This window comes from Enterobacter sp. ECC_219_Taxon_10 (assembly GCF_058354905.1).
In genome coordinates, this window is sequence record NZ_CM178005.1 from 1,938,488 (window position 1) to 1,962,364 (window position 23,877).

The window sequence follows — 23,877 nt, forward strand, 5'->3', positions numbered from 1 at the left end:
GGGATGTAACGGGTAACAGTCTGTATCAGGTGGTTTTTCGGAAAAGGTGGAGGCTGTATGGTGACGATTCAGACAATAGCACTCTGATTTATCTGAATTTTTCAGAAAAATGATTACCAAAGCTTACGGTTTCAGTCATTTACCCTTAACGGATTCGCTTATATACTCGTGGGTCTGCTATCAGCAAACAGACGGACTTCATGTATCAACCTGTCGCACTCTTCATAGGCTTACGTTACATGCGTGGGCGCGCCGCGGACCGCTTCGGTCGCTTTGTCTCCTGGCTTTCGACTATTGGCATTACGCTTGGCGTGATGGCACTGGTGACGGTACTTTCCGTTATGAATGGCTTCGAGCGCGAGCTGCAAAACAACATCCTGGGGCTGATGCCGCAGGCCGTTCTCTCCTCCACCAACGGTTCGGTGAACCCGCAACAGCTGCCGGAAAGCGCGGCGAAGCTACAGGGCGTCACGCGCGTTGCGCCGCTCACAACGGGCGACGTGGTGCTGCAAAGTGCCCGCAGCGTGGCGGTCGGCGTGATGCTGGGAATTGACCCGGCGCAAAAAGACCCGCTGACGCCGTTCCTGGTTAACGTCAAGCAGACCGATCTGGAAGCCGGAAAGTACAACGTGATTCTGGGTGAGCAGCTTGCCGGACAGCTTGGCGTCAACCGTGGCGACCAGCTGCGCGTGATGGTGCCGTCCGCAAGCCAGTTTACGCCGATGGGACGTTTGCCAAGCCAGCGCCTGTTTAACGTGGTCGGCACCTTTGCCGCCAACAGCGAAGTTGACGGCTATCAGATGCTGGTGAACATCCAGGACGCGTCACGCCTGATGCGTTACCCGGCGGGAAACATCACCGGCTGGCGCCTGTGGCTCGATCAGCCGCTGAAGGTCGATACCCTCAGCCAGCAGAAACTGCCGGACGGCACCAAATGGCAGGACTGGCGCGAGCGTAAAGGTGAACTGTTCCAGGCCGTGCGAATGGAAAAAAACATGATGGGGCTGCTGCTGAGCCTGATCGTCGCCGTGGCTGCATTTAACATTATCACCTCGCTGGGCCTGATGGTGATGGAGAAGCAGGGCGAAGTCGCCATTCTGCAAACTCAGGGGCTCACGCCGCGCCAGATCATGGCGGTGTTTATGGTGCAGGGGGCCAGTGCCGGTATCATCGGCGCGCTGCTCGGCGCCGTGCTGGGGGCACTGCTTGCCAGCCAGCTTAATAACTTAATGCCGATCATCGGCGCGCTGCTTGACGGCGCGGCGCTGCCGGTGGCTATCGAGCCGCTGCAGGTGGTCGGGATTGCGCTGGCCGCGATGGCCATTGCGCTGCTTTCTACGCTTTATCCTTCCTGGCGCGCTGCCGCCACCCAACCCGCTGAGGCTTTACGTTATGAATAAGATCCTGTTGCAATGCGACAACCTGTCCAAACGCTATCAGGAAGGCACTGTGCAGACCGACGTGCTGCACAATGTGAGCTTTAGCGTGGGTGAGGGCGAGATGATGGCGATTGTCGGCAGCTCCGGCTCGGGCAAAAGTACGCTGCTGCACCTGCTGGGCGGGCTCGATACGCCAACCAGCGGCGACGTGATCTTTTCCGGCCAGCCGATGAGCAAAATGTCCTCTGCAGCGAAGGCCGAGCTGCGTAACCGCGAGCTGGGCTTCATCTACCAGTTCCACCACCTGCTGCCGGATTTCACGGCGCTGGAAAACGTGGCGATGCCGCTGCTGATTGGCAAAAAGAAACCGGCAGAAATTAATGCCCGCGCCAGCGACATGCTGAAAGCGGTAGGGCTGGGGCATCGCGGTAACCATCGTCCGTCAGAGCTTTCCGGCGGCGAGCGCCAGCGCGTGGCGATTGCCCGCGCGCTGGTCAATAATCCGCGCCTGGTGCTGGCGGATGAACCGACCGGTAACCTGGACGCGCGCAATGCGGACAGTATTTTCCAGCTTCTCGGCGAGCTGAACGCCTCGCAGGGGACTGCGTTTCTGGTGGTGACCCACGATCTGCAGCTGGCAAAACGCATGGGGCGCCAGCTTGAGATGCGCGACGGTCATCTGAACGCGGAACTAACCCTGATGGGGGCGGAGTAATGGCGTCACCGTTATCGTTACTTATCGGGTTACGCTTTAGCCGCGGCCGCCGTCGCGGCGGCATGGTGTCGCTCATCTCCGTCATTTCGACCATCGGTATTGCGCTGGGCGTGGCGGTGCTGATTGTGGGCTTAAGCGCCATGAACGGCTTTGAGCGGGAGCTGAATAACCGCATTCTGGCGGTGGTGCCGCACGGGGAAATCGAGCCGGTTAACCAGCCGTGGGCCAACTGGAGCGACGCCCTGACTAAAGTGGAAAAAGTGCCCGGCATTGCGGCGGCCGCGCCCTACATTAACTTTACCGGGCTGGTAGAGAGCGGGGTAAACCTGCGCGCCATCCAGGTGAAAGGGGTCAACCCCGCCCAGGAAGCGCGACTGAGCGCGCTGCCGAACTATGTGCAGAACGGCGCGTGGGCGAACTTTAAGGCCGGCGAGCAGCAGATCATCATGGGCAAAGGCGTTGCCGATGCCCTGAAGGTGAAGCAGGGCGACTGGGTGTCAATCATGATCCCCAATGCCAGCGCCGACCACAAACTGCAGCAGCCCAAGCGCGTGCGCCTGCACGTCACCGGTATTCTCCAGCTGAGCGGCCAGCTTGACCATAGCTTTGCGATGGTGCCGCTGGAAGATGCGCGCCAGTATCTCGACATGGGCGACAGCGTGACGGGCATTGCCATTAAGGTGAACGACGTCTTTAACGCCAATAAACTGGTGCGCGATGCCGGCAGCGTCACCAATAACTATGTCTATATCAAAAGCTGGATCGGTACTTACGGGTACATGTACCGTGATATCCAGATGATCCGCGCGATTATGTATCTGGCGATGGTGCTGGTGATTGGCGTGGCGTGCTTTAATATCGTCTCGACGCTGGTGATGGCAGTTAAGGACAAGAGCGGCGACATCGCCGTGCTGCGTACGCTCGGGGCAAAAGACGGTCTTATTCGCGCCATCTTCGTCTGGTATGGTTTGCTGGCGGGGCTGTTCGGCAGCCTGTGCGGCGTGGTGATTGGCGTGGTGGTTTCCCTGCAGCTGACGCCGATTATCAACGGAATTGAAAAGCTTATCGGTCACCAGTTCCTGTCCGGTGACATCTATTTTATTGACTTCCTGCCGTCTGAACTGCACTGGCTGGACGTTTTTTATGTGCTGCTTACAGCACTTTTACTGAGTCTGCTGGCAAGCTGGTATCCGGCGCGTCGCGCAAGCCGAATCGATCCGGCGAGGGTATTAAGTGGCCAGTAATTACGTCATGGTGTAGCGGTCCTGAGGCCGCTATGTCAGAAAGAGGAATGCACTATGTATTATGGATTTGATATTGGCGGCACCAAGATTGCGCTCGGCGTGTTTGATAAAAACCTCAAACTGCAGTGGGAGACCCGCGTTCCCACGCCGCGCGAAAGCTACGATGAATTTTTAACCGCCATTGCCGCGCTGGTTGCGCAGGCGGATGAACGCTTTGGCATGAAAGGTAGCGTCGGTATCGGGATCCCGGGGATGCCCGAAACCGATGACGGCACGCTGTATGCCGCCAACGTGCCTGCCGCCAGCGGTAAACCGCTGCGCGCCGATCTTTCAGCCCTCCTTGAACGCGACGTGCGTTTAGACAACGATGCCAACTGCTTTGCCCTCTCTGAAGCCTGGGACGATGAGTTCCGTCAATATCCGCTGGTGATGGGGCTGATTCTCGGTACCGGCGTCGGCGGGGGGATTGTCATCAACGGTAAACCGATTACCGGGCGCAGCTACATAACCGGGGAATTTGGTCATATCCGTCTCCCGGTGGATGCGCTGGAGGTGGTGGGGCGTGACTTCCCGCTGACCCGCTGCGGCTGCGGCCAGCACGGCTGTATTGAGAACTACCTCTCCGGCCGCGGGTTTGCATGGCTTTACGAACACTTCTATCATCAGAAACTTGAGGCCCCTCAAATCATTACCCTGTGGGAGCAGGGGGATGCGCAGGCGCGTGAACACGTCGAGCGTTATCTGGATCTGCTGGCGGTGTGTCTGGGAAATATTCTCACCATCGTCGACCCGGATCTGCTGGTGATCGGGGGAGGGCTATCAAACTTTACCGCGATTACGGAAAGGTTGTCCGGGCGTCTGCCCCGACATTTATTGCCGGTCGCCCGCGTGCCGCGTATTGAACGTGCGCGCCACGGGGACGCAGGAGGCATGCGCGGAGCCGCATTCCTTCATCTCACCGATTAGTTTACGAGGTCTTTATGCTGTCGCGTCGCCAGGGTCGACTCAGCCGTTTTCGCAAAAACAAACGCCGCTTACGAGAGCGCTTGCGCCAACGGATCTTTTTCAGAGACAGAATAATGCCAGAAGCGATGGATAAACCCAGAGTGGTGGTGCTGACCGGCGCGGGGATCTCCGCCGAGTCAGGAATTCAGACCTTCCGTGCAGCGGACGGGCTGTGGGAAGAGCACCGTGTCGAGGACGTGGCGACGCCGGAAGGCTTTGCCCGCGATCCGGATCTCGTGCAGGCGTTTTACAACGCTCGCCGCCGACAGCTTCAGCAGCCTGAGATTGCGCCGAACGCGGCGCATCTGGCGCTGGCGAAGCTGGAAGAGGCGCTGGGGGATCGTTTTCTGCTGGTGACGCAGAATATCGATAACCTGCACGAGCGGGCCGGCAACAAGAACATCATCCACATGCACGGTGAGCTGCTCAAGGTTCGCTGCGCCTGGAGCGGTCAGGTGCTGGACTGGAAAGAGGACGTGCTGCCGGAAGACAAATGCCACTGCTGCCAGTTCCCGTCGCGCCTGCGTCCGCACGTGGTCTGGTTTGGCGAAATGCCGCTGGGGATGGATGAGATCTACAGCGCGCTGGCGATGGCGGACGTGTTTATTGCTATTGGCACATCGGGTCACGTTTACCCGGCGGCGGGGTTTGTTCACGAAGCGCGACTGCACGGGGCGCATACGGTCGAGCTCAATCTGGAGCCAAGCCAGGTGGGCAGCGAGTTTGAAGAGAAGCAATACGGCCTGGCGAGTGAAGTCGTGCCGGCCTTTGTGGATAAGCTTCTGAAGGGGCTGTAAGAGTAACGGGCGACGCTGCGTCGCCCGTTATGTATTGCATTAACGACCTGCTTTTAACTTCTGATAATACTCTTCGTAAAGGCGGCTCGCGTCGCCAACGTCATTCTGCCATTCGCCTTTGCTGATGGTTTCGGCATCCGGATAGAGTGACTTATCGTTAGCCACGTCAGGCTTCAGCAGCTTGCGGGCGGCCAGGTTTGGCGTCGGGTAGCCAATCGTCTCGGCAACCTGTTTCGCCACGTCCGGGCGCAGCAGGAAGTTGATCAACTTCAGCGCGCCGTCGACGTTTTTCGCGTTGGCCGGGATCGCGAGGCTATCCATCCAGAAGATGCCGCCTTCCTTCGGCCAGACCACCTCCAGCGGCGTACCGGCCTGGCGGGCAACATACGCAGAGCCGTTCCATACCATTCCCAGGTTCACTTCGCCTTCCATATACGGGTTTGCCGGGTTATCTGAGTTGAATGCCGCCACGTTAGGCATCAGCTTTTTCAGCTCGTTGTAAGCCGCATCGATCTCTTTCGGATCGGTGGTATTACCGGAAAAGCCGAGTTTACGCAGCGCGATCTGGAATACTTCGCGCGCATCGTCGGTTAACAACAGGCTGCCTTTGTATTCCGGTTTCCACAGGTCGGCCCAGCCGGTGACCGTTTTCGGATCGATGGCCTCGCTGTTAACGCCAATCGCCGTTGCGCCCCAGATGTACGGAATGGAGTAGTCGTTATTCGGGTCGAACGGCTTGTTGAGCATCTCCGGATCGAGGTTTGAAAAATGGGTTAGCTTCGTTTTATCGATCTTCTGGATCATCCCCTCTTTGCGCATTTTGTCGACAAAGTAGGTGGAGGGAACGACCAGATCGTATGCACCGTCTTTATAGGTTTTCAGCTTGGCATACATGGTTTCATTCGACTCGTAGGTCGAGTAGATAACCTTAATGCCAGTCTCTTTGGTGAACTGCTCCAGCAGGCCTGGCGGCACATACTCGGTCCAGTTGTAGAAGTAGAGCGTTTTGCTGTCATCAGCGTGCGCCGCTCCCATGCCAAGCACCAGCGCCGCAGCGGCGAGCATTTTTTTCATTTCATTGTCCCCTGAGGTTTTGTTTTATCACGAGCAATAACCTGGCTGGCGATCACCAGAACCAGCGAAAACACCAGCAGAATGGTCGCCAGCGCGTTCACCTCTGGCGACACGCCGACTTTGACCATCGAATAGATCTTCAACGGCAGAATTTCATAGCTCGGCCCGGTCACGAAGGAGGAGACCACCACGTCATCCATCGACAGCGTAAAGCTGAGCAGCCATCCTGCCGCCACGGCGGGCATCGCCAGCGGCAGGATGATTTTGCGCAGGATGGTCATTTCGCTGGCGCCCAGATCCTTCGCCGCCTCCAGCATGCGCACGTCGAACCCTTTCAGGCGCGCGAAAACAGTCACCACCACAAACGGCAGGCAGAAGGTGATATGGGAAAACAGCAGCGACCAGAAGCCAAGCTGTACGCCCAGCAGCATAAACAGCACCAGCAGCGAAATCGCCATCACGATGTCCGGCGACATCATCACCACAAACAGCATGCCGCTGACGAACGGCTTGCCGCGAAAGCGATAGCGGTACAGCGCCACGGCGGTGAGGGAGCCAATCAGCGTGGCGAAGGTGGCGGAGACGATCGCCATCGTCAGCGAGTGCTGGGCTGCCTGCAGCAGGCTGTCGTTGTTCATCAGCAGGCTGTACCAGCTGGTGGTAAATCCCTGCCAGTTAATCCCGAACCGCGAGCTGTTAAAAGAGTTCACGATTAAAATGATAATCGGGATATAAAGATAGGCGTAGATGGCGGTCATAAAACCGCCGCGAAGCAGTCGACCGATCATTCGAGTTCCACCCTTTTATTCAGCAGGCGCGACGCGCGCCAGTAGACCAGCAGCATCAGCCCCATCACTACCGTCAGCGTAATGCTTGTCGCGGAACCGAACGGCCAGTCGCGGATGTTCAGGAACTGACTCTTAATCACGTTACCGATCAGCAGGTTTTTCGCTCCGCCCATCAGGTCGGACACGTAGAACAGGCCCATCGCCGGAAGCATTACCAGCAGACAGCCGGCAATAATGCCGGGCATGGTCAGCGGAATAATAATGCGGATGAAGGTCTGAAGCTTGTTAGCCCCCAGGTCTTTTGCCGCCTCCAGCAGCGGTTTATCAAGCTTCTCGATGCTGGAGTAGAGCGGCATCACCATAAACGGCAGCAGGATATAGACCAGACCAACGATCACCGCGCTCGGGGTAAACATGATGCGTATCGGCGTATCAATCACCCCCAGCCACAGCAGAAATTCATTGAGGTAGCCTTTGGTGCTGAGGAAGATTTTCAGCCCGTAGATGCGAATCAGCGAGTTAGTCCAGAACGGCACAATCAGCAGAAACAGCAGCAGCGGGCGCACCTTTTGTGGCAGCCTGGCCAGGAACCATGCGAAAGGGTACCCCAGCAGCAGGCAGGCGACGGTGGCGATCAGCGCCATATTAAGCGAGTGCAGCAGCACGTCGAAATAGAGCGGATCGAGCAGGCGCGCGTAGTTGTCCAGCGTAAAGACCAGCGAAACGAAGTTTGTATCGTCCCGGGTCAGGAAGCTGGTGGCAACGATCATCAGGTTGGGTAAAAAGACAAACAGCACAAGCCACCCGACGATAGTGGCAATCACCACCTTCTGGAACTTACTTGTGTTCTTCATCGGCCAGCACAACCTCCCAGCTTTCTACCCAGTTGATAACCATTTTCTGGTCGAGAGAGTGGTCGAAGTCAGGATCGTCCTCGTTAAAGAATTCGCTGACCATTACCATTTTGCCGTTCTCCAGCTCGACGACAGATTCCAGCGTCATCCCTTTGTAGTTGCGCTCGCGGATATAGCCGATTAACCCTTCGGCCTCGGTATTGCCGTGAATTTCATCGACGCGCAGATCTTCCGGGCGCAGCAGAACGTTGAGCTTTTGTCCCTTTTCGACGGGGAAATTCACCGTGATATTGCACTCGCGTCCTTCAACGCTGGCGCGCACGCGCTTGTCGCCCAGACGCTCAATCACCGTGGCGTTAAAGATATTGATTTCGCCAATGAAGCTGGCGACAAACAGGTTTTGCGGCTCTTCGTAGATTTCGCGCGGCGTACCGTCCTGTTCAATCTTGCCGTCGCGCATCACCACAATACGGTCTGACATGGTCAGTGCCTCTTCCTGGTCGTGGGTGACGAAGACAAAGGTGATGCCAAGCTTGCGCTGTAGCGCTTTCAGCTCGTTCTGCATCTGCTTGCGCAGCTTGTAGTCCAGCGCGGAGAGGGATTCATCCAGCAGAAGCAGGCGCGGTTTATTGACCACGGCGCGGGCAATCGCCACGCGCTGCTGCTGACCGCCGGAGAGCTGGTGGGGCTTACGCTGGGCAAACGCTTCCAGCTGTACCATGCGCAGGGCGTCGGTGACGCGCGGTTCAATCTCATTAGCCGGGGTCTTTTGCATCCGCAGGCCAAACGCCACGTTCTCAAACACGGTCATGTGCGGGAACAGGGCATAGCTCTGAAAGACGGTATTGACGTGGCGATCTTCGGCAGGAACCTGGGTTATGTCCTGGTTCTCAAGATGGATGCGGCCATTATCAACGCTTTCCAGCCCGGCGATAAGGCGCAGTACGGTGGTTTTGCCGCAGCCGGAAGGGCCAAGCAGCGTAAGAAACTCACCATCATTGATGGTCAGGTTGAGGTCGGAAATGACGTCTTTGCCATCAAAGCTTTTACGAATTCGTTCCAGTTGCACCAGCGGTGAACGAGAACGGGATTGTGTATTCAATTTTTGCGCTGTCCCATATAGACGCCTCAGGCAGCAGACTGAAGCGGGGTTTGTGTGTAACCACCTTGGTGACTCGTAATGAGGGCGGACATTCTACGGCAATCCCCCGTAATCGCCAATCCTTGTCACTGATTCATAAGCTACATTTATTAACGCATAAAGATATAAACGTAAAAAGTTCTCGTTTGCGGGATAAAAGTGACCTGACGCAATATTTGCGTTTTGATGCTTACTGATAATGTTGTCACAAAAAGTGAGGGTGACTGCATGGATAAATTACTTGAGCGTTTTTTACAGTATGTTTCGCTGGATACCCAATCTAAGCCGGGTGTCCGCCAGGTGCCAAGCACCGAAGGCCAGTGGAAGTTGTTAAACCTGCTTAAAGAGCAGCTTGACGCCATGGGGCTGGTCAACGTCACGTTAAGCGAAAAAGGCACTGTGATGGGAACGCTGCCGGCGAATGTGCCGGGTGATATTCCGGCGATTGGCTTTATCTCTCATGTCGACACCTCTCCGGATTTTAGCGGTAAGCATGTTAACCCGCAGATCGTGGAAAACTACCGCGGCGGCGATATTGCGCTGGGTATTGGCGACGAAGTGCTGTCTCCGGTGATGTTCCCAGTGCTGCACCAGTTGCTGGGCCAGACGCTGATCACCACCGACGGTAAAACGCTGCTGGGGGCGGATGACAAGGCGGGCATCGCGGAGATCATGACCGCGCTGGCGGTGCTGAAAGAGAAAAATATCCCGCACGGAGATATCCGCGTGGCCTTTACGCCGGACGAAGAGGTCGGCAAAGGCGCGAAGCACTTCGACGTGGAAGCCTTTAACGCGCAGTGGGCCTATACCGTTGACGGCGGCGGTGTCGGTGAACTGGAGTATGAAAACTTCAATGCCGCGTCCGTCACGATCAAAATTGTCGGTAACAACGTTCACCCCGGTTCGGCGAAAGGCGTCATGGTGAACGCCCTGTCGCTGGCGTCGCGTATTCATGCGGAAGTCCCGGCGGAAGAGAGCCCTGAACAGACCGAAGGTTACGAGGGCTTTTATCACCTCACCAGCATCAAAGGCACCGTGGACAGCGCGCAGATGCACTACATCATCCGCGATTTCGACCGCAAAGCCTTTGAGGCACGCAAGCGCAAGATGATGGAGATCGCTAAGAAGGTTGGTAAAGGATTACACCCTGATTGCTATATTGAGCTCATTATCGAAGATAGCTATTACAATATGCGCGAGAAGGTGATGGCCCATCCGCACATTCTTGATATCGCCCAGCAGGCGATGCGCGACTGTGATATTGAACCGCAGCTGAAGCCGATTCGCGGCGGCACCGACGGTTCTCAGCTGTCGTTTATGGGACTGCCGTGCCCGAACTTGTTTACCGGTGGCTATAACTACCACGGCAAGCATGAGTTTGTGACTCTGGAAGGGATGGAAAAAGCAGTGAAGGTGATAGTGCGGATAGCGGAACTTACTGCTAAAGGCTAAAAAACGCCCGGTGGCGCTACGGTATGAACCGGAAACATGGGTAACACTTTAGACCGGATACATGGGTAACAGTTATAACTGGCATAGAAGAGGAGACTCGCTATGCCCTGGACTGAGACCCGACCTATGCAACGCCTTGATTTTATCCGTGCCTGCCATGCAGGTACGGACTCATTCTCCGCTCTTTGCCGCCTTTTTGGCATCAGCCGTAAAACCGGCTATAAATGGCTTCAGCGTTTTGACCCCTCTGACCTGTCATCTCTCTCTGACCGATCGCGTGCACCACACTCCCACTCCCGGACGGTTCCTGATGATATTGCCGGACACCTGACTGCCCTGCGTCAAAAACACCCTGACTGGGGCCCTAAAAAACTGCGGATGTGGCTGCTCAATCATCACGTCGATTTTACCGTACCTGCTGCCAGCACTATCGGCGATATCCTCAAGCGTGAAGGCCTGGTTCCGGATAAAAAGCGAAAACGCAGAACACCGGGTAATCGGCAGCCTCTGACCATCATCAGTGAGAACAATCAGGTCTGGAGTGCTGATTTTAAAGGCAAGTTCAGGCTGCTGAGCCGGGAATACTGCCATCCCTTCACCCTGACCGACAATCACAGCCGGTATCTTCTGAGCTGCCGGGGAACGGACCGGGAGAGCGAGCCCTTCGTCAGGCAGTGCCTGACGGATGCGTTCCTGGAGTACGGTCTGCCGGAAGTCCTGAGAACGGATAATGGTCAGCCGTTCGCGGGAACAGGTATCGCCGGGTTAAGTCGCCTTGCAGTCTGGCTGATAAAGCTGGGCATCAGACCGGAACGTATCAGAAAGGGGCATCCGGAAGAAAACGGCCGTCATGAGCGAATGCACCGCTCGCTGAAAAGTGCAGTGAAACAGGGCAACACCTTCATGACGATGGAAGAACAACAGCGGTGGTTCAGTGACTACCGGGAAGAGTTTAACTACGAAAGGCCGCATGAAGCCCTGGCGGGTGCAACGCCCGGAACGGTGTGGAAGCCTTCAGGCCGTCACTGGGATGGCAGGGTTCCTGAATATGCTTATCCGGAAGGAGGTACGGTCTACAGGGTGAAATCGAGGGGGACACTCTATATGGGGAAAAAGGGGACGGTGTTCCTGAGTGAAGCGCTGACTGATGAGTACATCATGCTGGAAGAACAAGATGATGGCCTTGAGGCCATCATCTTTAACGGAATAACGCTTGCGTACTATGACCGAAAAACCCAGAGTGTGCTCCGGATAGACTAAAAAGTGTTACCTATGTTCCCGGTCTGATCTGTCACCTTTGTATCCGGTCATACCCTACGCTTACCGGGCCTACATTCGGATCGTAGGTCGGGTAAGGCGAAGCCGCCACCCGACAATGAGGCAAGGAGTGCCCATGTCAAACTATCGTCGCCACTATATCCCCGGCGGTACATGGTTTTTCACCGTCAACTTGCAAAACCGCCAGAGCGATTTGCTTACCCGTTATATCGACAGTCTGCGCGCTGCCACCTCTTTGGTTAAACGTGCAAAGCCGTTCACAATCAACGCATGGGTTATTCTGCCTGAGCATATGCACTGTATCTGGACCTTACCGGAAGGAGATAGCGACTTTTCGGCACGCTGGCGTGATATCAAAAAAACGTTTAGCCGCAACATCGACATGCGCCACGTATGGCAGCCGCGTTTCTGGGAGCACACCATTCGCAATGAAAAGGATTACCTGCGACATATGGATTACGTCTACATCAATCCGGTGAAGCATGGCTATGTCAGTAAGGTTATTGACTGGCCTTTTTCAACGTTTCATCGCGATGTGGCTGAAGGGTTGTATCCGGTGGATTGGGCGGGAGAGATCGAGGATTTTGCGGCGGGTGAGCGGAAGTGAAAAGCCGAGTGGCGGCTACGCCTTACCCGGCCTACATTCGGATCGTAGGCCCGGTAAGCGAAGCGCCACCGGGCATTAAAGCAACTCAGTCCTCAAAGAACCAGTACCCGCTGTTGACCAGCGCGGCCAGCATCGCGAGGAAGGACGGATCTTCCAGCGCATCGCCAAAGGTGTCGGCAGTCAACACCAGATGGCTGGCAATGGCTTCCAGCGCCGGTCGGTGCGGAGAGTCAAGCTTCTCGCCGTTGACGAACACCTCTTCACAAATGCGCAGCACGCGCAATCCGCCCAGACGTACCAGCTTGTCGCCTTGCTGGAGCGCATCGTAAATCTCGTCCGCCTGATACGGCGGCTCCGGTGGCGCAACGTCCAGCTCGTGGCGGGACTGGCTGATAAACTCGCCAAACCATTGTTTAAAGTGTTCCGGCTCGTTGATCAGATCCAGCATCATGCCGCGCAGTTTATCCAGCTCTTCTGGCACGATATCTGCCGGATGCTCTCGCGCAGGTACATCCGGATCGCTGTAGCGATAGCTGCCCAGCTCGCGCTGCAGAACATAGTCGGCAAAGCCGCTGATCATCTCGCGGCCGCTCGGCGCGCGGAATCCAACGGAGTAGTTCAGCGAGTTCTCCAGGGAGTAACCTTCGTGAGGGAATCCCGGCGGAATGTAGAGGATATCGCCCGGCTCCAGCTCTTCGTCGATAATTCCTTCGAACGGATCCACCTGAAGCAGATCCGGGTGCGGGCAGTGCTGTTTCATTGGCACTTTTTCGCCCACGCGCCAGCGGCGGCGGCCCGTACCCTGAATGATAAACACGTCGTACTGGTCCAGATGCGGACCCACGCCGCCGCCCGGTACAGAGAAGGAGATCATCAGATCGTCCATTCGCCAGTCGGGCAGGGCGCGGAACGGGCGCATTAGCGCGGCAGTTGGCTCGTGCCAGTGGTTGACCGCCTGTACCAGCAGCGACCAGTTGCTTTCGCCGAGGTGATCGTAGCTTTCGAAAGGACCGTGGCTGACCTGCCATTTCCCGTCCTGGTGGCTGACCAGGCGGCTGTCGACTTCGTTTTCCATGGCCAGACCGGCCAGCTCGTCAGGCGAGATAGGGTCGACAAAGTTGCTGAACCCGCGTTTCAGAACCACCGGGCGCTTTTGCCAGTAACGTTCGATAAATTCGGGCCAGTTAAGTGTTAAGTGATAATCCATATTTTTTTATTCCGCAGGCTCTTACTGACTCGGATTATAACGGAAGCTCAGGCCCCCGGCTGCGAGATCCTCGCATTTTTCACATAACGGGTTAACTATCGTCCGAAGTGGGCTGCTGTCGACCAAAAATCACTTCCATTCTGGCCCCACCCAGCAAGCTTTCGCTGGTTTCGATTTTGCCATCGTACTGGTCGACAATCTCGCGGGCCACGGCTAATCCCACCCCCTGACCGGGACGCAGCGTATCCGCACGCTGACCGCGATCGAACACCACATCACGTTTATTGCGCGGGATCCCCGGGCCATCATCCTCGACGATAATATGTAATTCGTTATCCGTCTGGCGCGCCGACACTTCCACAAACTCCAGGCAGTACTTGCAGGCGTTATCCAACAGGTTGCCCATCACTTCCATAAAGTCATTTTTTTCGCCGACAAAGCTAATCTCAGGCGAAATATCGAGGCTGATATTCACCCCTTTACGCTGATACACCTTGTTGAGCGCGGACGTGAGATTATCCAGCAGCGGGGCTACCGGGTGCAGCTCGCGGCTTAGGAGCGCGCTGCCGGAACGCATGCTGGCGCGGTGCAGATAATAGCCAATTTGCTGCGAGATTCGGCTGATCTGTTCCAGCATCACCGGCTCGGCATCATCGACGCTCAGCTTTGAGCTGCGCATTGAACGCAGAGTGCTTTGCATCACGGCCAGCGGCGTTTTCAGGCTGTGCGTGAGGTCGGTCAGGGTCGTACGGTACTTATCATAGCGTTCACGCTCGCTTTTCAGCAGGCGATTGAGGTTACGCACCAGGCTGGTCAGCTCACGGGTGGTCTCCGGGTTGAGCTTTTCACGATGATGTTCCTCAAGCTCGCGCACCTCTCGCGCCAGGGACTCAATAGGACGCAAGCTCCACCACGCCGCCACCCAAAGCAGCGGGATCACCAGCAGCAGGTTTGCGGCGAGAACATAAACGAACCAGCCCCAGACCTTATAGGAACGTTTTAGCTCAACCGGGATGGTGTCAATCACCACAATGGTCAACTGCGGCATGTTCATGGTCGCCGGGTAGATATTGATCGCCACCGAGTGCGTCATCTCCGTCTCGGCATCGTCAGCGCGGATTTCATTGAGCTTTTGCTGCATTGAGCGATCTTCGCGGATCAGGGTGCTGGTGGTGTTGAGATCGGCTTCAATCTCATGAAATCCGTTGGTTTTGAGCCATTCAGGACGAATGCTATTGACCAGCCACGGAATATCGCGCTGCGCCCAAAGCAACTTTCCCTTTTCGTTATAAATCATGGCCAGGGTTGGACTCTGCTGATTCAGATTTTCCGGCATTTCAACGGTGATGTGGTTGTCTTCCCATTTCGCCAGGGTATAAAACAGATTGCTTTCGCCGCGTAACAGACGAAAGGTCGTTTTATCGAAGCTGACGCTGTACCCTACGAGGGCGACCATACCGTAGGAGAGCGACAGCACCAACACCACCGCGGCCGTAGCCAGTAAAAAGCGAACCCGCAGCGAGAGGGGCAGAATATGGCGCAAAATCCGTCTCATTTAGCGTAATTCAAACAGGTAGCCCTGACCGCGGACGGTGGTAATCACATCCTGCGGATACTGCGCCTGAATTTTCTTACGCAAACGCCCCATCAGCACGTCGATGGTGTGACTCTCGCGCAGCTCAGCGTCAGGGTAGAGCTGGAGCATTAAGGAGTCTTTGCTCACTACCTTGCCGCTGTTACGGATCAGCGTTTCCATAATGGTGTATTCGAATGCGGTCAGCTTGATCGCTTCATCGTTAATTGAGAGCTCGCGCCGGGAGAGATCCACCTGGAAAGGCGGAATGGAGATAACCTGTGAAGCCAGCCCGCTGTTGCGGCGTAACAGCGCCTGCATGCGCGCCGCCACTTCTTCAATATGGAACGGTTTGGTGACGTAATCATCCGCACCGGCGCTGAGCACTTCAACTTTGTCCTGCCAGCCTTCGCGTGCCGTCAGAACCAGAACCGGCAGAGAAACATCATGGCTGCGCCAGCGACGAATTAACGACAGGCCGTCTTCATCAGGCAGGCCTAAATCGACAATGGCGATGTCCGGCAGGTGTTCATTGAGATAATAATCGGCTTCTTTTGCATCTTCAGCATCGTCCACCTGATGTCCCATCTCCTGAAGCTGAACCTTCAGGTGGTGGCGTAGCAATGCGTTATCCTCAACAACCAGTACGCGCATCATCTTTTCTCCGGGAATAAATAGTATGAATAGTTTAACGCTGATTATGTTGCTGTGGGGATAAACATTCAGTAAACCGGGGAAAAGCAACCCCCTTTCCGGGCGGAAAGGGGGGGAAGGACGTTATTTCAGCTCGTCAACCATGGTGATGGCGCGGCCAATGTAATTCGCCGGGGTCATGGCTTTCAGGCGGGTTTTCTCTTCTTCCGGCAGTGTCAGACCGTCGATAAACTGCTTCATGCCTTCGGCGTCAACGCGTTTACCGCGGGTCAGCTCTTTCAGCTTCTCGTACGGCTTTTCGATACCGTAACGGCGCATCACGGTCTGAATCGGCTCTGCCAGCACTTCCCAGTTGTGATCCAGTTCGTCCAGCAGACGATCGCGGTTCACTTCCAGTTTGCTCACGCCTTTCAGGGTGGACTGATACGCGATCAGCGCGTAGCCGATGCCCACGCCCAGGTTACGCAGTACGGTGGAGTCGGTCAGGTCGCGCTGCCAGCGGGAAACCGGCAGTTTGCTCGCCATATGCTGCAGCACGGCATTCGCCAGGCCCAGGTTGCCTTCAGAGTTTTCGAAGTCGATGGGGTTCACTTTGTGCGGCATGGTGGAGGAGCCGATTTCACCGGCGATGGTTTTCTGCTTGAAGTGGTTCAGCGCGATGTAGCCCCAAACGTCACGATCGAAGTCGATCAGGATGGTGTTGAAGCGCGCGATGCAGTCAAACAGCTCGGCGATGTAGTCGTGCGGCTCAATCTGGGTGGTGTACGGGTTCCACTGAATGCCCAGCGAGGTCACGAACTCTTCGCTGAACTGGTGCCAGTCCACTTCCGGGTAAGCGGCGATGTGGGCGTTATAGTTACCGACCGCGCCGTTGATTTTGCCCAGAATCTCAACCTGTTCCAGCTGACGATACTGGCGCTCCATGCGGTACGCCACGTTCGCCATCTCTTTACCCATGGTGGATGGGGTGGCCGGCTGGCCATGGGTACGGGAAAGCAGTGGAATATCGCGGTATTCCACGGAGAGTGCTTTCACCGCGTCGATGATTTTACGCCAGTAAGGCAACACAACCTCTTTACGCGCGGTGGAGAGCATCAGCGCGTGAGACAGGTTGTTGATATCTTCGGAAGTACAGGCGAAGTGAATGAATTCGGATACCGCGTGCAGGGCAGGGACGCTTTCCACTTTCTCTTTCAGGAAGTACTCAACCGCTTTCACGTCGTGGTTGGTGGTGCGTTCAATGGTCTTAATACGCGCGGCGTCTTCTTCGCTAAATTCAGCAACGATTTTATCAAGGTAATCGTTTGCCTTTTCATCAAAAGCAGGAACTTCCTTGATTGCTGCCTGGGCGGCCAGCTTCTGCAGCCAGCGTACTTCAACCTGAACACGGAACTTCAGCAAACCATATTCGCTGAAGATCCCGCGCAGCGCGCTGACTTTATCGCCGTAGCGTCCATCGACAGGGGATACGGCGGTCAGTGAGGATAATTCCATAATTCGCAACTCCGGGAGGTTAACAATGAGCAAGAATTTGTTTTGCCTGAGTGGTCAGGCGATTACGAGAAAACATTAACTGCAGGCGGCCACCGCCAACCTGGTGCCACAGCACGGCAGCGCGGATCCCTGCCAGCAGGGACGCGCGCACTTTTGCCTGTACCTGCGGACTTTGCAGTACGGCAGGGGATCCGGTGACCTGAATACGCGGGCCCAGCGGGCTGATGACATCAACGTAAATGCCCGCCATGGCGCTCAGCAGCGTTTCGGACTGCAGGTCGAAATGGTCGAGCTGACGCTGTAACCCGGCGATGCGATCGCCCAGGGTATTAAGCGCGCCTTTCGCGGCGCTCAGCTTACGCTCCAGCACCATCAGGCTTAAGGTGTAGCGGGTCAGCTCCGCGTTTAACCCCTGACGGCTGCTGGCGTTAAGTACGCCAAGCAGGGTTTCAAGACCGAGACGAAGATTGGTTTCACTGCCGCCGAACACACCCAGAGTTGAACCGGGGTTGAGGTCGATAACGCTGTTGAGCGAAACGTGCAGGGCGTCAGCGTCGCAGTGACCCTGATGCGCCAGCTGTTGCACCAGACGAGCTGACTGGCAAATTCCCGCCAGCGCCAGGGTGATGTCATAGTAATTCTTCGCCACACGGTCTCCTTTATGTGTGCAATCGGTTAAACAGCGGGCAGCGGCAGGCGCTGTTCAATGATCCCGCCGCCCAGGCAGATCTCACCGCTGTAGAAGACAGCAGACTGGCCCGGGGTAACGGCGGCGACCGGCTCGTCGAAACGCACGTCAATACGGTCATCATCAAGCGCGGTGATGGTGCAAGGAATATCGGTCTGGCGGTAGCGCGTTTTCACCGTGCAGCGCAGCGTGCCTTTCAGCGGCTCGCGATCGACCCAGTGCAGCTGCTGTGCGATAAGGCCAACGGACATCAGACGCGGGTGGTCGTGACCCTGAGCCACCACCAGAATATTGTTTTCGACGTCTTTGTCGACCACGTACCACGGATCTTCGCTGCCTTCTTTGGTCCCGCCAATACCCAGGCCTTTACGCTGGCCTAAGGTGTGGTACATCAGCCCCTGATGCTGACCAATCTCGTCGCCATCAACGGTGACAATTTTACCCGGCTGCGCAGGGAGGTAGCGGCCAAGGAAATCACGGAACTTTCGCTCGCCGATAAAGCAGATACCGGTAGAGTCTTTTTTCTTCGCGGTGATCAGGTCCAGCTCTTCAGCGATTTTACGCACTTCCGGTTTTTCCAGTTCGCCAACCGGGAACAGGCTTTGCGCAATCTGTTCGTGGCTCAGCGTATAAAGGAAGTAGCTCTGATCTTTGTTGCCGTCCAGGCCGCGCAGCAGCTGGCTTTTGCCATTCACGTCTGCACGACGCACGTAGTGACCGGTCGCAATGTAGTCTGCGCCCAGATCTTCCGCGGCGAATTCCAGGAAGGCTTTAAATTTGATCTCTTTGTTGCACAGAATATCCGGGTTCGGGGTGCGGCCTGCTTTGTACTCTTCAAGGAACAGTTCAAAGACGTTATCCCAGTATTCTGCGGCAAAGTTAACGGTATGCAGTTCAATGCCGAGCTTATCGCATACGGCCTGCGCATCGGCGAGATCCGCAGCGGCAGTGCAGTATTCCTCGCCATCGTCTTCCTCCCAGTTCTTCATGAACAGGCCCTCCACCTTATAGCCCTGTTGCTGTAACAGGTAGGCGGAAACGGAGGAATCGACACCGCCGGACATGCCGACGATCACTTTTTTCTGGCTGTTATCTGACATGGAATACTCACGACATTGAACTTCAAGGCGGCGTATTCTATCACGCCCCCCCACCGATGACACCCTCTGTAAACGGCCAGTTAAATTCTCCGATGACACCCAGCGGCAAGCGCGCGTCTGACTGCCAGCAGCGGATGCTTTCCGCAACCAGCGGTGAGCGCAGGTTTGGCGCGTTCAGGATCTCCTCGGCGGTGACCCACAGGCAGCGATCGATATCGTCATCGTGCGGTTCAGTGGCGCACGTTTCGCTAAGCTCAACGGCAAATAAAAAGCGCAGGAATGGGGTGCTGTCGGGAGCAATCCACTGGTGCATGCGGATGAAGTGCTGCGGTTCAGCGTGAATGCCCGTCTCTTCCCAGAGCTCGCGCTTCGCGGCCTGCAGCAACGTTTCATTGGCTTCAAGATGCCCGGCAGGCTGATTCCACAGCGCCTTGCCGTTGATGCTCTCTTCCACAACGAGGAATTTTCCCTGCGCATGCACCACGCAGGCGACCGTAACATGAGGTTTAAACATCGTTTCTCCTTAAGGGGCAACGTCGCGCCATTCGCCGTTTGCCAGCGTATCCAGCGTATAGCTGCCCATGGCATAGCGAATCAGACGCAGGGTAGGGAAGCCGACGTGTGCGGTCATGCGCCTCACCTGACGGTTGCGGCCTTCATACAGGGTGATTTTGAGCCAGCTTGTCGGGATGGATTTGCGCTCGCGAATGGGTGGGTTACGCGGCCACAGCCACTCCGGCTCATTCACGCGTTCAATACCGGCGGGCAGGGTGGGGCCGTCGTTCAGCGTCACGCCGCTGCGTAATTTTGCCAGCGTCTCTTCGTCCGGCTCGCCCTCGACCTGCACGAAGTAAATTTTTCCGGTGCGTTTGCCCGGCTGCGTGAGCTTCGCCTGCAGAGCGCCGTCATTGGTTAAGACCAAAAGTCCTTCGCTGTCCCGGTCCAGACGCCCGGCGGCGTAAACACCCTGAACGGGGATGTAATCCTTCAGCGTGCTGCGCCCGGCCTCATCGGTGAACTGCGGCAAAACATCGTAGGGTTTATTGAACAAAATCACCCGCTTCGGCTGGGTTTGCTGGGGTCGTCTGGTGGCTTGTCGCGAGCTGAATCGCTCAACCCGGTGTTTTGTAAAAGAAGTTTTCTTCATGGTATTTTCAGGCGTTATCAATTGCCGCATTATAGCCTAATAACGAAGACCTTTCATGGCGCAGGACAATCAGGTACTATCGAAGGGCTCATTACAATTTATTAACATAAGATCAGTAACAACCAGAAGCGCTCGAAGGAGAGGTTAATGGAAAGCAAAGTAGTTGTTCCGGCGGAAGGTAAAAAGATCACCCTGCAAAACGGCAAGATTAACGTTCCTCACAATCCGATTATCCCGTTCATCGAAGGTGATGGTATCGGCGTAGACGTTACCCCGGCAATGCTGAAAGTGGTTGATGCCGCTGTTGAGAAAGCCTACAAAGGCGAGCGTAAAATTTCCTGGATGGAAATTTACACCGGTGAGAAATCGACTCAAGTTTATGGCCAGGACGTCTGGCTGCCAGCGGAAACGCTGGACCTGATCCGCGAATACCGCGTTGCTATTAAAGGCCCACTGACTACCCCAGTTGGTGGCGGCATCCGTTCACTGAACGTGGCACTGCGTCAGGAGCTTGACCTGTACGTGTGTCTGCGTCCGGTTCGTTACTATCAGGGCACCCCAAGCCCGGTTAAGCACCCTGAACTGACCGACATGGTTATCTTCCGCGAAAACTCAGAAGACATCTACGCGGGTATCGAATGGAAAGCGGACTCTGCTGACGCAGAAAAAGTGATTAAATTCCTGCGCGAAGAGATGGGCGTGAAGAAAATTCGCTTCCCTGAGCATTGCGGTATCGGCATCAAGCCGTGCTCCGAAGAAGGGACCAAACGTCTGGTGCGTGCGGCCATCGAATATGCGATCACCAACGACCGTGACTCTGTGACCCTGGTTCACAAGGGCAACATCATGAAGTTCACCGAAGGCGCGTTCAAAGACTGGGGCTACCAGCTGGCGACCGAAGAGTTCGGCGGTGAGTTGATCGACGGCGGCCCGTGGCAGAAGATTAAGAACCCGAACACCGGCAAAGAGATCATCATTAAAGATGTGATCGCCGATGCGTTCCTGCAGCAGATCCTGCTGCGTCCTGCAGAATACGACGTCATTGCCTGTATGAACCTGAACGGTGACTACATTTCTGACGCCCTGGCAGCGCAGGTTGGCGGTATCGGTATCGCCCCTGGCGCGAACATCGGTGACGAGTGCGCCCTGTTCGAAGCGACCCACGGTACTGCGCCTAAATATGCCGGGCAGGACAAAGTGAACCCAGGCTCTATCATCCTGTCCGCAGAGATGATGCTGCGTCATATGGAATGGTTCGAAGCCGCAGACCTGATCGTCAAAGGTATGGAAGGCGCGATTAACGCCAAAACCGTCACCTATGACTTCGAACGTCTGATGGAAGGCGCTAAGCTGCTGAAATGTTCAGAGTTCGGCGACGCGATTATCGCGAACATGTAATCCAGATTCTGGGTTTAACAAGAGCGGGGGCCTGAGGGTTCCCGTTTTTTTTGCCTCTGCCTGCAGGAAATAACACGATGCTCGCTACTGTTCTTATTGCTGTCGTTGCATTCATCCATGTCTACATTCTTGTGCTGGAAATGTTCCTGTGGAACACCAGAACAGGGCACAAGGCCTTTAATTTGCGTCCCGACTTTGCGCGGGAAACCCGCGTGCTGGCCGCGAATCAGGGGCTCTATAATGGTTTTCTGGCGGCGGGCCTGGTCTGGAGCCTCTGGCTTGGCGAAAAAGGCGTCCATGTGGCCATCTTCTTCCTGGTCTGCGTGCTGATTGCCGGTCTCTTTGGCGCAGTGACGGCCAGCCGGAAGATACTGTACGTTCAGGCATTACCTGCTCTCGCGGCCCTGCTTGCGCTGCTTCTCTGACGCAACGCGTTGGTCAACCGTCCGTCGTCGGATATACTTTTGGCTTCACCCTGAGAGGTTAACACTGTTATGAATAACGAAATCCCACTGAAGTATTATGACATCGTCGAAGAATACGCGACGGAAGCGACAAAGCCCGTGAGTGAATCGGAGCAGGACCCGCTGGCGCATTATTTCCAGCTGCTTCTCACGCGTTTGTCGAATAATGAGGAGATTGATGAGGAAGCTCAGCAAGAGATGGCGCGTGAAGCTGGAGTACATGCCGAACGTATTGATGATATTGCGAATTTCCTCAATCAGTGGGGAAATGAATAACCTACCGAGCGACACCAGTGAGCTGCTTCGCAAGCTCACTCCGGGTGACCGATTTTGAGAAATACCATCCCTGAACGTAAGCCTCGGGATATCTTTCTGCAATAAAGCGATACTGTATTTCGCTCTCCACGCCTTCGAAAACAAGCGTTTTATTCAGTTTTGCGAGGGCGTCACAAAAGATAACAAAAATATTCTGCTTATAATGCTCGCTGATGCCGTCGACCAGCGACTTGTCGATTTTGATCTCATCATATTCAAGAAGAGAGAGTCGGGCCAGGTTTGAGTTTTGCACCCCGAAGTCATCAATGGATATCTTCACGCCAAGCGATTTTAACTCCTTACAAAAATCCTCCAGAATAGTCTCCGTGGAAACGGCTTTTTCAGAAAGCTCGATTTTAACCAGAGACAGGGGAATGTTATTAGCTAAACACAGACGGCGTAAGATGCTGATAAATTGTCCATCTTCTATTTCCGTTCTTCCTACATTGAGTGAAACCACCAGTCGATGTTTAATAACAAGCGGTGCGATATCCGCAAGGGATTTTTCGAGAATGTTAATGTAGTATTTTTTATACAGGCCTATTTTTTTGATTAGTGGAATAAACAGCTCCGGAGAGACGTCACCGTATTTTACATCACGCCATCGGGACAAAACTTCCACACCCACTATTTTTTTATCCTGAATCCTGACAATAGGCTGGTAGTGCACGCCGATAGTGTTGGTAAAAACGGCTTTAACCAGCGTCCGCTCCAGTGAGAATCGATCTTCATTGAGTCGAAAGAAAAATAGCGTTATCGCCACCCAGATAAAACATAAAATGGCCGCGAGCACGGTAAACACGACGGGCGACAGGGAGGCCAGTCCCGCATTGTGGTGCTTCACAATGACGCACAAATCCCAGGATGCGCTGCACTGGGTGAGTGTAAGGGTAAACAAAGAGGAATGCAGTCCGCTCTGCTTTTTTAACTCCGGGGTCGCCGAAAAAAATATTCTGCCGAAGTCTTTTGTGGTTGTGCTGAGAGAGTAGTTTGCGGTGACCGGGATGAATTTATCGTAAGCGTTGCGGGAGGTGAAGATAATAAGATTATTATAGATGGCCGCATTGCCGGTAAAAAAATCTTTTCTGGAAAATTGCGCGAGGAGGAATCCTCTGGGCGTTTTATGCAGTTCTGCAGGAAGCGGGACAGGATTAGCGAGTTTTCCCCAAAAAGCGGTACAGATTATTTTCCCCTGTTCTATATAACCGATGTCTGCAAGATAGCGGCTTTCAAGCTTTATCTGCCTGTAGCGATCGAGACTGCTTTTGTCACATCCCTGAGCGCTCAGGCTTTTGAGTGTCTGTGCCACGCTCTGGGTCAAACTTTCCGAATAGTGTAAAAGGGTACGGGAAATTTCAAGCTGCTTGCTTTTCTGCTGACCCACGATAACCGCGTTGACCGCATAAAGAGACAGGAAGACCAGAAACGCTGAAACGATAGCAACGGCAATGATCTTTTTCATTTTCCGGATACCCTGTCTGCTCCCTGATTTCTCAAATCTTA

The 23,877-nt window shown here is 55.2% G+C and carries 24 protein-coding genes; 11 read left to right on the plus strand and 13 right to left on the minus strand.

The window, feature by feature from the left end:
• The first annotated feature begins 200 nt into the window (after positions 1 to 200).
• From lolC to cobB, 5 genes are read left to right on the plus strand one after another with little or no spacing between them, the layout of a single operon-like run.
• Positions 201 to 1,400 carry a lipoprotein-releasing ABC transporter permease subunit LolC gene (gene lolC, locus AC4ICF_RS09230; protein ID WP_116340631.1) on the plus strand — a complete coding sequence of 400 codons (1,200 nt, stop codon included), beginning with the start codon at positions 201 to 203 and terminating at the stop codon, positions 1,398 to 1,400.
• Entirely contained in the window at positions 1,393 to 2,094 is a 702-nt protein-coding gene (lolD, locus tag AC4ICF_RS09235) for a lipoprotein-releasing ABC transporter ATP-binding protein LolD (protein WP_112781858.1), read from the plus strand. Before lolC ends, lolD begins: the two co-directional genes overlap by 8 nt.
• Entirely contained in the window at positions 2,094 to 3,338 is a 1,245-nt protein-coding gene (lolE, locus tag AC4ICF_RS09240) for a lipoprotein-releasing ABC transporter permease subunit LolE (RefSeq protein ID WP_116340629.1), read from the plus strand. Before lolD ends, lolE begins: the two co-directional genes overlap by 1 nt.
• A 54-nt stretch (positions 3,339 to 3,392) precedes the next feature.
• Positions 3,393 to 4,304, plus strand: a complete 912-nt coding sequence (gene nagK, locus AC4ICF_RS09245) for an N-acetylglucosamine kinase (RefSeq protein ID WP_316378919.1) — start codon at positions 3,393 to 3,395, stop codon at positions 4,302 to 4,304.
• A 14-nt stretch (positions 4,305 to 4,318) separates the two neighbouring features.
• Complete coding sequence (gene cobB, locus AC4ICF_RS09250; RefSeq protein WP_041910499.1) at positions 4,319 to 5,140, plus strand: Sir2 family NAD+-dependent deacetylase; 822 nt, start codon at positions 4,319 to 4,321, stop codon at positions 5,138 to 5,140.
• Positions 5,141 to 5,179: 39 nt separating this feature from the next.
• Here the strand turns inward: cobB and potD are convergent, their stop codons facing one another.
• From potD to potA, 4 genes are read right to left on the minus strand one after another with little or no spacing between them, the layout of a single operon-like run.
• Positions 5,180 to 6,214, minus strand: coding sequence for a spermidine/putrescine ABC transporter substrate-binding protein PotD (gene potD / locus AC4ICF_RS09255; RefSeq protein WP_316378920.1), 1,035 nt, complete (start codon positions 6,212 to 6,214; stop codon positions 5,180 to 5,182).
• Positions 6,211 to 7,002 carry a spermidine/putrescine ABC transporter permease PotC gene (gene potC, locus AC4ICF_RS09260; RefSeq protein WP_316378921.1) on the minus strand — a complete coding sequence of 264 codons (792 nt, stop codon included), beginning with the start codon at positions 7,000 to 7,002 and terminating at the stop codon, positions 6,211 to 6,213. The genes potD and potC overlap by 4 nt, the downstream gene beginning before the upstream one ends.
• Complete coding sequence (gene potB, locus AC4ICF_RS09265) at positions 6,999 to 7,856, minus strand: spermidine/putrescine ABC transporter permease PotB (protein ID WP_316378922.1); 858 nt, start codon at positions 7,854 to 7,856, stop codon at positions 6,999 to 7,001. Before potB ends, potC begins: the two co-directional genes overlap by 4 nt.
• Positions 7,840 to 8,988, minus strand: coding sequence for a spermidine/putrescine ABC transporter ATP-binding protein PotA (gene potA / locus AC4ICF_RS09270; RefSeq protein ID WP_439209895.1), 1,149 nt, complete (start codon positions 8,986 to 8,988; stop codon positions 7,840 to 7,842). Before potA ends, potB begins: the two co-directional genes overlap by 17 nt.
• Before the next feature lie 237 nt (positions 8,989 to 9,225).
• Between potA and pepT the strand changes: the two genes are divergently transcribed.
• The 3 genes from pepT to AC4ICF_RS09285 all read left to right on the plus strand — a co-directional run bounded on the left by pepT (position 9,226) and on the right by AC4ICF_RS09285 (position 12,334).
• Positions 9,226 to 10,449, plus strand: coding sequence for a peptidase T (gene pepT, locus AC4ICF_RS09275; RefSeq protein WP_116340617.1), 1,224 nt, complete (start codon positions 9,226 to 9,228; stop codon positions 10,447 to 10,449).
• A 102-nt stretch (positions 10,450 to 10,551) separates the two neighbouring features.
• Positions 10,552 to 11,709, plus strand: coding sequence for a DDE-type integrase/transposase/recombinase (locus AC4ICF_RS09280; RefSeq protein ID WP_316380356.1), 1,158 nt, complete (start codon positions 10,552 to 10,554; stop codon positions 11,707 to 11,709).
• A gap of 133 nt (positions 11,710 to 11,842) precedes the next feature.
• On the plus strand, positions 11,843 to 12,334 hold the full coding sequence (locus AC4ICF_RS09285; protein ID WP_116340615.1) for an REP-associated tyrosine transposase: 492 nt from the start codon (positions 11,843 to 11,845) through the stop codon (positions 12,332 to 12,334).
• 85 nt (positions 12,335 to 12,419) lie between these two features.
• Here AC4ICF_RS09285 and AC4ICF_RS09290 read toward each other — a convergent pair whose 3' ends face one another.
• The 8 genes from AC4ICF_RS09290 to rluE all read right to left on the minus strand — a co-directional run bounded on the left by AC4ICF_RS09290 (position 12,420) and on the right by rluE (position 20,227).
• Entirely contained in the window at positions 12,420 to 13,541 is a 1,122-nt protein-coding gene (locus tag AC4ICF_RS09290) for a ribosomal protein uL16 3-hydroxylase (protein ID WP_316378924.1), read from the minus strand.
• A gap of 91 nt (positions 13,542 to 13,632) precedes the next feature.
• Positions 13,633 to 15,096, minus strand: a complete 1,464-nt coding sequence (gene phoQ / locus AC4ICF_RS09295) for a two-component system sensor histidine kinase PhoQ (RefSeq protein WP_116340611.1) — start codon at positions 15,094 to 15,096, stop codon at positions 13,633 to 13,635.
• The gene (gene phoP / locus AC4ICF_RS09300) at positions 15,097 to 15,768 is read right to left on the minus strand and encodes a two-component system response regulator PhoP (protein ID WP_116341160.1); all 672 of its coding nucleotides are present in this window, start codon (positions 15,766 to 15,768) and stop codon (positions 15,097 to 15,099) included. It lies immediately after the preceding gene.
• A 123-nt stretch (positions 15,769 to 15,891) separates the two neighbouring features.
• Complete coding sequence (gene purB / locus AC4ICF_RS09305; protein ID WP_491466209.1) at positions 15,892 to 17,262, minus strand: adenylosuccinate lyase; 1,371 nt, start codon at positions 17,260 to 17,262, stop codon at positions 15,892 to 15,894.
• A 19-nt stretch (positions 17,263 to 17,281) separates the two neighbouring features.
• A complete protein-coding gene (gene hflD, locus AC4ICF_RS09310) occupies positions 17,282 to 17,911 on the minus strand; it encodes a high frequency lysogenization protein HflD (RefSeq protein WP_013097081.1) in 630 nt (209 codons plus the stop codon).
• 26 nt (positions 17,912 to 17,937) lie between these two features.
• Complete coding sequence (mnmA, locus tag AC4ICF_RS09315; RefSeq protein WP_028012751.1) at positions 17,938 to 19,050, minus strand: tRNA 2-thiouridine(34) synthase MnmA; 1,113 nt, start codon at positions 19,048 to 19,050, stop codon at positions 17,938 to 17,940.
• Between the two features lie 40 nt (positions 19,051 to 19,090).
• Positions 19,091 to 19,564, minus strand: a complete 474-nt coding sequence (locus AC4ICF_RS09320) for an NUDIX hydrolase (protein WP_316378925.1) — start codon at positions 19,562 to 19,564, stop codon at positions 19,091 to 19,093.
• Between the two features lie 9 nt (positions 19,565 to 19,573).
• Positions 19,574 to 20,227, minus strand: coding sequence for a 23S rRNA pseudouridine(2457) synthase RluE (rluE, locus tag AC4ICF_RS09325; RefSeq protein ID WP_163328871.1), 654 nt, complete (start codon positions 20,225 to 20,227; stop codon positions 19,574 to 19,576).
• A 117-nt stretch (positions 20,228 to 20,344) separates the two neighbouring features.
• On the opposite strand from rluE, the gene icd reads away from it, so the two are divergent.
• The 3 genes from icd (at position 20,345) to AC4ICF_RS09340 (ending at position 22,335) form a co-directional block, all read left to right on the plus strand.
• On the plus strand, positions 20,345 to 21,595 hold the full coding sequence (icd, locus tag AC4ICF_RS09330; RefSeq protein WP_302218809.1) for an NADP-dependent isocitrate dehydrogenase: 1,251 nt from the start codon (positions 20,345 to 20,347) through the stop codon (positions 21,593 to 21,595).
• A gap of 77 nt (positions 21,596 to 21,672) precedes the next feature.
• On the plus strand, positions 21,673 to 22,020 hold the full coding sequence (locus AC4ICF_RS09335; RefSeq protein WP_302218808.1) for a DUF1304 domain-containing protein: 348 nt from the start codon (positions 21,673 to 21,675) through the stop codon (positions 22,018 to 22,020).
• Between the two features lie 69 nt (positions 22,021 to 22,089).
• On the plus strand, positions 22,090 to 22,335 hold the full coding sequence (locus AC4ICF_RS09340) for a DUF2543 family protein (RefSeq protein ID WP_163328873.1): 246 nt from the start codon (positions 22,090 to 22,092) through the stop codon (positions 22,333 to 22,335).
• Between the two features lies 1 nt (position 22,336).
• On the opposite strand, the gene AC4ICF_RS09345 is transcribed toward AC4ICF_RS09340, so the two are convergent.
• The gene (locus AC4ICF_RS09345; RefSeq protein WP_316378926.1) at positions 22,337 to 23,836 is read right to left on the minus strand and encodes an EAL domain-containing protein; all 1,500 of its coding nucleotides are present in this window, start codon (positions 23,834 to 23,836) and stop codon (positions 22,337 to 22,339) included.
• Positions 23,837 to 23,877: the final 41 nt, after the last annotated feature.

What these genes read in the sequence shown, in the direction of transcription:
- nagK (WP_316378919.1), top strand. Translation starts at nt 3,393, where the DNA reads ATGTATTATGGATTTGATATTGGCGGCACCAAGATTGCGCTCGGCGTG.
- lolE (WP_116340629.1), top strand. Translation starts at nt 2,094, where the DNA reads ATGGCGTCACCGTTATCGTTACTTATCGGGTTACGCTTTAGCCGCGGC.
- AC4ICF_RS09335 (WP_302218808.1), top strand. Translation starts at nt 21,673, where the DNA reads ATGCTCGCTACTGTTCTTATTGCTGTCGTTGCATTCATCCATGTCTAC.
- icd (WP_302218809.1), top strand. Translation starts at nt 20,345, where the DNA reads ATGGAAAGCAAAGTAGTTGTTCCGGCGGAAGGTAAAAAGATCACCCTG.
- potD (WP_316378920.1), bottom strand. Translation starts at nt 6,214, where the DNA reads ATGAAAAAAATGCTCGCCGCTGCGGCGCTGGTGCTTGGCATGGGAGCG.
- cobB (WP_041910499.1), top strand. Translation starts at nt 4,319, where the DNA reads ATGCTGTCGCGTCGCCAGGGTCGACTCAGCCGTTTTCGCAAAAACAAA.
- phoP (WP_116341160.1), bottom strand. Translation starts at nt 15,768, where the DNA reads ATGCGCGTACTGGTTGTTGAGGATAACGCATTGCTACGCCACCACCTG.
- potB (WP_316378922.1), bottom strand. Translation starts at nt 7,856, where the DNA reads ATGAAGAACACAAGTAAGTTCCAGAAGGTGGTGATTGCCACTATCGTC.
- rluE (WP_163328871.1), bottom strand. Translation starts at nt 20,227, where the DNA reads ATGCGGCAATTGATAACGCCTGAAAATACCATGAAGAAAACTTCTTTT.
- lolC (WP_116340631.1), top strand. Translation starts at nt 201, where the DNA reads ATGTATCAACCTGTCGCACTCTTCATAGGCTTACGTTACATGCGTGGG.
- mnmA (WP_028012751.1), bottom strand. Translation starts at nt 19,050, where the DNA reads ATGTCAGATAACAGCCAGAAAAAAGTGATCGTCGGCATGTCCGGCGGT.
- purB (WP_491466209.1), bottom strand. Translation starts at nt 17,262, where the DNA reads ATGGAATTATCCTCACTGACCGCCGTATCCCCTGTCGATGGACGCTAC.
- lolD (WP_112781858.1), top strand. Translation starts at nt 1,393, where the DNA reads ATGAATAAGATCCTGTTGCAATGCGACAACCTGTCCAAACGCTATCAG.
- AC4ICF_RS09340 (WP_163328873.1), top strand. Translation starts at nt 22,090, where the DNA reads ATGAATAACGAAATCCCACTGAAGTATTATGACATCGTCGAAGAATAC.
- AC4ICF_RS09345 (WP_316378926.1), bottom strand. Translation starts at nt 23,836, where the DNA reads ATGAAAAAGATCATTGCCGTTGCTATCGTTTCAGCGTTTCTGGTCTTC.
- AC4ICF_RS09320 (WP_316378925.1), bottom strand. Translation starts at nt 19,564, where the DNA reads ATGTTTAAACCTCATGTTACGGTCGCCTGCGTGGTGCATGCGCAGGGA.
- potC (WP_316378921.1), bottom strand. Translation starts at nt 7,002, where the DNA reads ATGATCGGTCGACTGCTTCGCGGCGGTTTTATGACCGCCATCTACGCC.
- AC4ICF_RS09290 (WP_316378924.1), bottom strand. Translation starts at nt 13,541, where the DNA reads ATGGATTATCACTTAACACTTAACTGGCCCGAATTTATCGAACGTTAC.
- pepT (WP_116340617.1), top strand. Translation starts at nt 9,226, where the DNA reads ATGGATAAATTACTTGAGCGTTTTTTACAGTATGTTTCGCTGGATACC.
- phoQ (WP_116340611.1), bottom strand. Translation starts at nt 15,096, where the DNA reads ATGAGACGGATTTTGCGCCATATTCTGCCCCTCTCGCTGCGGGTTCGC.
- AC4ICF_RS09280 (WP_316380356.1), top strand. Translation starts at nt 10,552, where the DNA reads ATGCCCTGGACTGAGACCCGACCTATGCAACGCCTTGATTTTATCCGT.
- AC4ICF_RS09285 (WP_116340615.1), top strand. Translation starts at nt 11,843, where the DNA reads ATGTCAAACTATCGTCGCCACTATATCCCCGGCGGTACATGGTTTTTC.